This is a genomic window from Sinomonas albida (assembly GCF_004919045.1).
Classification (GTDB): domain Bacteria; phylum Actinomycetota; class Actinomycetes; order Actinomycetales; family Micrococcaceae; genus Sinomonas; species Sinomonas albida.
In genome coordinates, this window is the sequence record NZ_SWDW01000028.1 from 1 (window position 1) to 6,472 (window position 6,472).

General features: G+C 71.5%; 5 protein-coding genes. All 5 read right to left on the reverse strand.

The window, feature by feature from the left end:
- Nucleotides 1-1,605 (reverse strand): ABC-F family ATP-binding cassette domain-containing protein (locus tag E6A26_RS17440; RefSeq protein WP_136612478.1); only part of this gene is annotated, 1,605 nt, incomplete at its 3' end.
- Between the two features lie 35 nt (nucleotides 1,606-1,640).
- Nucleotides 1,641-2,600: a 4-(cytidine 5'-diphospho)-2-C-methyl-D-erythritol kinase gene (locus tag E6A26_RS17445; protein WP_136612479.1), complete on the reverse strand. Its 960-nt coding sequence runs from the start codon at nucleotides 2,598-2,600 to the stop codon at nucleotides 1,641-1,643.
- A 10-nt stretch (nucleotides 2,601-2,610) separates the two neighbouring features.
- Nucleotides 2,611-3,549 (reverse strand): 16S rRNA (adenine(1518)-N(6)/adenine(1519)-N(6))-dimethyltransferase RsmA, encoded by a 939-nt coding sequence (gene rsmA, locus E6A26_RS17450; protein ID WP_234865663.1) that lies wholly within the window; start codon nucleotides 3,547-3,549, stop codon nucleotides 2,611-2,613.
- Between the two features lie 208 nt (nucleotides 3,550-3,757).
- Nucleotides 3,758-4,912, reverse strand: coding sequence for a resuscitation-promoting factor (locus E6A26_RS17455; RefSeq protein WP_234865665.1), 1,155 nt, complete (start codon nucleotides 4,910-4,912; stop codon nucleotides 3,758-3,760).
- 300 nt (nucleotides 4,913-5,212) lie between these two features.
- Nucleotides 5,213-6,166, reverse strand: a complete 954-nt coding sequence (locus tag E6A26_RS17460; RefSeq protein ID WP_136612481.1) for a TatD family hydrolase — start codon at nucleotides 6,164-6,166, stop codon at nucleotides 5,213-5,215.
- Nucleotides 6,167-6,472 lie beyond the last annotated feature (306 nt).

The following is a 6,472-nucleotide window of genomic DNA, read 5'->3' on the forward strand; positions in this document are numbered from 1 at the left end:
GCCCGCCCCGGTGCCCGACGCCGCGGACCGTGCCCCGCCGTCGTCGGCCGCGGCCTGCGCCCCGCCCGCCGCCGCGCCGCCCGCGAGCGCCGCCTCGCGGAGCTCGAGGTACTGCTCGACTCCCCCGGGCAGCGCGCGGACGGCGCCGTCGCCGAGCAGCGCGAGCTGGTGGTCCGTGACCCGCTCGAGGAGGTAGCGGTCGTGGCTCACCACGACGAGCGTGCCGGGCCAGCCGTCGAGCACGTCCTCGACTGCGGCGAGCGTGTCGGTGTCGAGATCGTTCGTGGGCTCGTCGAGCATGAGCACGTTGGGCTCGCCCACGAGCAGGCGGAGGAGCTGGAGCCGCCGCCGCTCGCCGCCCGAGAGCTCGGAGACGCGGGTCCACTGCTTCTGGTTGGTGAAGCCGAGCTGCTCGACGAGCTGGCCCGCCGTGAGCTCCTTCGCGCCAACCGTGAACGTCTGCTTCTCGCGCTGGATGACCTCGATCACGCGGAGGTCCGCGACGTCGTCGAGCTCGGTCACGTCCTGGCTCAGGAGCGCCGGCACCACGGTCTTGCCGCGCTTGACGCGCCCCGACGTCGGCTCGAGCTCGCCCGTCAGGAGCCGCAGGAGCGTCGACTTCCCGGCGCCGTTCACGCCGACGAGGCCCACGCGCTCGCCCGGCGCGAGGCGCAGCGTGACGTTGTCCAGGAGGGGCCTGCCCGCAGCAGCTTCCCCGTACGCGAGCGTCACGCCCTCGAGGTCGATCACGTCCTTGCCGAGCCGAGCCGTGGCCATCTTCGACAGCGCGACGGCGTCGCGCGGCTCGGGCACGTCCGCGATGAGCGCGTTGGCCGCCTCGATGCGGAACTTGGGCTTCGTGGTCCGCGCGGGCGCGCCGCGCCGGAGCCACGCGAGCTCCTTCTTCATGAGGTTCTGCCGCTTGCCCTCGACGACGGCGGCCATGCGGTCGCGCTCGGCGCGGGCCAGGACATACGCTGCGTAGCCGCCCTCGAACGGCTCGACGATGCCGTCGTGGACCTCCCACGTGCCCGTGCAGACCTCGTCGAGGAACCAGCGGTCGTGCGTTACGACCACGAAAGCGCCCTCGTTCGCGCGCCAGCGGCTCTTGAGGTGGCGGGCGAGCCACGCGACGCCCTCGACGTCGAGGTGGTTGGTCGGCTCGTCGAGCATGATGACGTCGTGCGGCTCGATGAGGAGCTTCGCGAGCGCGACGCGCCGCTTCTGGCCGCCGGACAGCGAGCGCACCTGGGCGTGCCAGTCGACGTCGGCCACGAGGCCCGCCATGATCTCGCGGATGCGAGGATTCGCCGCCCACTCGTGGTCGGCGCGGTCGCCGACGATCGCGCGCCCCACGTCGAGGTCGCCGTCGAGCACGTCCGCCTGGTCGAGGTAGCCCGCGTCGACGCCGCGGCGCCACGTCACCCGCCCGCCGTCCGGCGTGGCGCGCTGGGCGAGGAGCCGCATGAGCGTGGACTTCCCGTCGCCGTTGCGGCCGACGATCCCTATGCGGTCGCCGTCGTTGAGGCCGACCGTGACGCCGTCGAGGACAGTGCGGGTGCCGAAGGAGATGCTGAGGTTCTCGCCGCCGAGGAGGTGTGCCAAGGATCGCTTTCGAAGGTGGGGAGCGCTGAATCTGACTACAGCAGGGTATCGCTCACGATCCGGGCCCCGGGAACCGGTCCGTGCACCGCGAGCGCCTCGACGCCCCGACGGCCCAGGGAGTCCGCGAGCTCGGTGGCGGCATGCGGGTCCTCGGTGAGCATGGCGACCGTGGGCCCGGAACCCGAGACGAGCGAGGCGAGCGCGCCGTGGGAATCGCCCCAGCCGAGCGTGTTGCGGAGCTCCGGGGCGAGGGAGACGGCGGCGCGTTGGAGGTCGTTGAGGAGCAGGTGGCTCAGGGCGTAGGCGTCCCCGGCGCGCACCGCGGCGAGGATCCCGGGCTCGACGTCGCTCGGCTCCTCGGCCTCGAGGCCCTCCGCGGCCCGGAGCCTGTCGAGCTCGCGGAACACCGCCGGGGTGCTGAGCCCGAAGCCGGCGGGCACGAGGACCCAGTCGAGCCGCTCCGTCGCGAGCGCCGGCGAGAGCTGGTCCCCCACGCCGAGCCCGATCGCCGCGCCGCCCAGGAGCGCGAACGGCACGTCCGCCCCGAGCTCGGCTCCGAGGTGCGCGAGCTCCTCGCGGGAGAGCCCTGCGCCCCACAGCGCGTCGCAGGCTACGAGGGTCGCGGCGGCGTCGGCCGAGCCACCGCCCATCCCACCGGCCACGGGCACGCGCTTCGTGATCTCGAGGTGCACGCCCGTGGGGTGCTCGGACACCTCGGCCATGAGCGCGGCGGCGCGCACGGCGAGATTGCGCTCGTCGAGCGGGATGTCGAGCGAGTCGAGGTCGAGGGTGCTCTCACGGCTCAGGCTGACCGTGATCCCGGGCTCGTCCGTGACGGTGGCTCGGACCTCCTCGAAGAGTGAGACCGCGAGGTACACGCTCGAGACGCCGTGGTACCCGTCCGGGCGGGGCGGCCCCACCCGCAGCGAGACGTTGATCTTGCCGGGGGCCTTGGCGCGGACTGACTTGCGGCCCATGGCGCTCCCTGATCGCATGCCTCCCACGCTATCCCAGGGCGTCTTCCCCGCCGGAGTCCGGCTCACCGCGGCGCGCGGCCGTGGCGGGGCGGTCCTCGGCGCGGTCCTCGGGGCGGTGCTCGGCGATCCGCACGAAATCCGCGATCGCGAGCGTCTCGCCCCGCACGCTCGGGGCGACGCCGGCCGCGAGGAGCGCAGCTTCTGCTGCAGGCCCGCCGCCGGCCCAGCCCGAGAGCGCCGCGCGCAGCGTCTTGCGGCGCTGGGCGAACGCCGCGTCGATGACGGCGAAGACCTCGGTGCGCGTCGCCGTCGTCCGCGGCGGTTCGTGCCGCTCGAAGGCGACCAAGCCCGAATGGATGCGCGGCGCGGGCCAGAAGACGTTGGTGCCGATCACGCCGGCCTTGCGCATCGTGCCGTACCAGGCGGCCTTGACGCTCGGCACGCCGTAGATCTTCGAACCCGGCTCGGCGGCGAGCCGGTCCGCGACCTCGTCCTGGACCATCACGAGGCCGTGGCGCAGGCTCGGGAAGTGCTCGAGCAGGTGCAGCACGACCGGGACGGCGACGTTGTACGGGAGGTTCGCCACGACCGCGGTCGGCGCAGAAAAGGGCCCCGACGGGAGTTCCTTGATCTTCAGGGCATCAGCGAGCACGAGCTCAAAACGGCCGACGGCGTCCGGTCGCCAGCGCGCGACCGTCTCCGGGAGCTTTCCCGCCAGGAGCGGGTCGATCTCGATCGCGACGACGCGCGCTGCCGCGTCCAGGAGGCCGAGCGTGAGGGAACCGAGGCCCGGGCCGACCTCGAGCACCGTCTCGCCGGGATCGAGCTTCGCGGCCGCGACGATGCGGCGGATCGTGTTGCCGTCGATCACGAAGTTCTGGCCGAGCGTCTTGGTCGGGCGGACGCCGAGAGCCTCGGCGAGGGCACGGATGTCGGCAGCCCCCAGCAGTTGGGCGGGTTCAGTCACCTGTGCATCCTATCGGTGGGTCCGCGCTCTCGACGGGCCCGCGCAGGCGCTCGGCCGGTGGGCGGGGCACAGTGGGCGGTGCACAGTCGGGCGGGCCCAGCGTGCGGGCCCAGCGTGGGGGCACAGCGCAGTTGCGCCGCCACCTCCGCAGGGCTGGAACCCTGCAGACGTGACGGCGCAAGCGGAGAGGAGAGGGGTGAGGAACGCGTCAGCTCGACGCGGCCCATGCGCAGCCCCACGGACGGAGGCCGGCCTTCGCGTAATAGGTGTTCGCCACGGCGATCTGCTGCGCCTTCGAGGCGAGCGAGGCGTTCGGCGCGTACTGGCCACCGCCGTTCGCCATCCACGAGGAGACGTCGAACTGGAGGCCGCCGTAGTAGCCGTTGCCCGTGTTGGCGGCCCAGTTGCCGCTGGACTCGCACTGGGCGATCTTGTCCCACATCGCCTCGTTCATGACCGCGGGCGCGGCGGCACCGGTGTTGCCTCCGGTGGTCGACGACGGCGCAGGCTGCTTCGTGCCGACGAGGATCTTCTGGGCCACGGGCTGGACGGTGACGTTCTGCGAGACGAGCGTGCGGCCTGCCTCGCGCCCGTCGACGGTGACCACCTGGTAGGTCTTGACGAGGGAGCCGGCGACTCCCGGCTGGACGACCTTGGTCTGGCCGACGGGGAGGTCGGGGGCGTCCGTCTTATCCGTGCTGAACGGGATCGGCTCCGTGACGGTGTCCGCCTTGCCCGTGTCGACGCGCGTGACCTTGAGCACGAGGCCGGTGACGACCGGCGCGTTGGCGGCGAGGGACACGTGGTCGTTGGCGCCCAAGGTGAGCCCCAGCTCGCCGAGGAGGTCTCCCACGGTCTCGGCCGCCGTCGTCCGTGTCACGGACTGGCCGTCCACGAGGACGGTGACGTCCTTCGGTGTGGTGATGTCCACGACGCTGCCCTCGGGTTCGAGGGTGGTCGAGCCTGCGAGCGACACAACGCTGTTGGAGGCGACGCCGAGCTGGCGGACCAAGGCATCGACCGTGGGGACGGTCGTCTGGACCGTGCGCTGCGCGCCGTCGAGCTTGACGGTGACCTCCTTCGAGCGGTTCACCGTGATGACGGAGCCGTTCCCGACCGCCTCGCCGAGTGCCGGCTGGACGAGGTCTGCGGGCTTGATCGCCACATCGGCGCCCCGGACCACCTGGTCAACGGTCCCCGCGAAGGTCTGGACGGTACTGGCCTTGCCGTCGATGCTCAGGGTGACGGTCTTCGTGCTCGCCACGAACGCGGTCGTGCCCAGCACCAGCGCACCCACAACGGCGACCTGGCCGGCAATCCTGAACGGCCTTGCCGCGGCGCTCTCAGCGGAGTATCTGCTCACATGTGCCCTCACCTCGCAGGACCGGGCACGGGCGGATCCGGACGCAGGAACAGAGCTCTCCCCCGGCGCGCGACACGCGCAGGCAAAGCGGTCTGTCCTTGGCCCTGCGCGCGTGGCACGCGGGCGCATACGTCCGGAGGCCTTCCCCGACCCCGGCTGTTGGGAACTGAGCGTAATCGAAGCGTTATCAAAAGACAACCAGAAGTCACTTTTCGGTTACGCTGGCCCGCCCCCGCAGGCCGGCAAAGCACGCGCCGAGCCTGGCTTTACGCGCGAGAGCTGCATCTCATGGTGCGCCGGTCAGTCCCAGCTTCCGTACGCCGCGACCGTATTCTCGCCGATCCGCGAGCACAGCTCGGCGAGGTCGGCCCCGAGCACTTCGGCCATGCCCCGCACGGTGTACGGGACCATGTAGCTCGCGTTGGGGCGCCCGCGGTACGGATGCGGTGTGAGGAACGGGGAGTCCGTCTCGACGAGGACACGTGCGGGGTCGGCGATCGTGAGCGCGCGGCGCAGGTTCTCCGCGTTCTTGAACGTGACCGTACCAGCGAAGGAGAGGAACCATCCGTTCTCGTTGCACGTCCGTGCGAGGTCCTCGTCGCCCGAGAAGCAGTGGAAGACGACCCGCTCCGGCGCGCCCTCCTCGCCGAGGATCCGCACCACGTCGTCGTGCGCGTCCCGGTCGTGGATCTGGAGGGTCAGGCCAAGGCGCTTGGCGATGTCGATATGGCGGCGGAACGAGTCGCGCTGGATCTCGAGGGCCTCGCCATGGGTGCGGAAGTAGTCGAGCCCGGTCTCGCCGATGCCCCGGACGCGCGGGTGGGACGCGAGCTGCTCGATCTCGGCAAGGGCCGATTCGAACTCTCCGCGCGCGGCGTACCGCGGCGCGTCGTTCGGGTGGAGGGCCACTGCACCGAGGAGCCGGGAGTCGATGTCGAGGGCCTCGACCGTGAACCGCGAGGACGGAAGGTCACATCCCACCTGGACCGCGCGATGCACCCCCACCGCCTCGGCGGCGTCGAGGGCCGCGCGCACGCCGACCGCGACGAGCCCGTCGCGGAAGTTGAGGTGCGTGTGGTTGTCCACCACCGGCACGGGCAGCGGCTCTGGCGCTGGCGGGTACTCGAGGCGGCGCTTCCGGCCCGCCTCGTCGTGCGCCGCGCGCGTCTCGCCCTCGCCGGCGAGCGCGCCGTCGTCGACCGCACCCTCTTCGTCGGTCCAGCGGTACGCGGCAGGGGGAAGCGAGGCACACATGGCTTCCACTCTAGGACCGTCGGGCAGCCCACCCGCTCCCACCCCAATCCCTCTCGGGTACAGATACTCCCCACCCCAATCCCTCTCGGGTACAGATACTCCCCACCCCAATCCCTCTCGGGTACAGATACTCCCCACCCCAATCCCTCTCGGGTACAGATACTCCCCACCCCAATCCCTCTCGGGTACAGATACGCCCGCCCCAGGCCGTGTGATGTCTCAGGACCTCGTGGACACTTCCTGTCTCAGGACGTTGTTGACACTTGATGTCTCAGGACGTTGTAGGCACTTCGGTTTCTGGGCTCG

Bases quoted from the DNA above. Each gene is read 5' to 3' on its own strand.
- E6A26_RS17460 (WP_136612481.1), bottom strand. From the start codon at position 6,166: ATGTGTGCCTCGCTTCCCCCTGCCGCGTACCGCTGGACCGACGAAGAG.
- E6A26_RS17445 (WP_136612479.1), bottom strand. From the start codon at position 2,600: ATGCGATCAGGGAGCGCCATGGGCCGCAAGTCAGTCCGCGCCAAGGCC.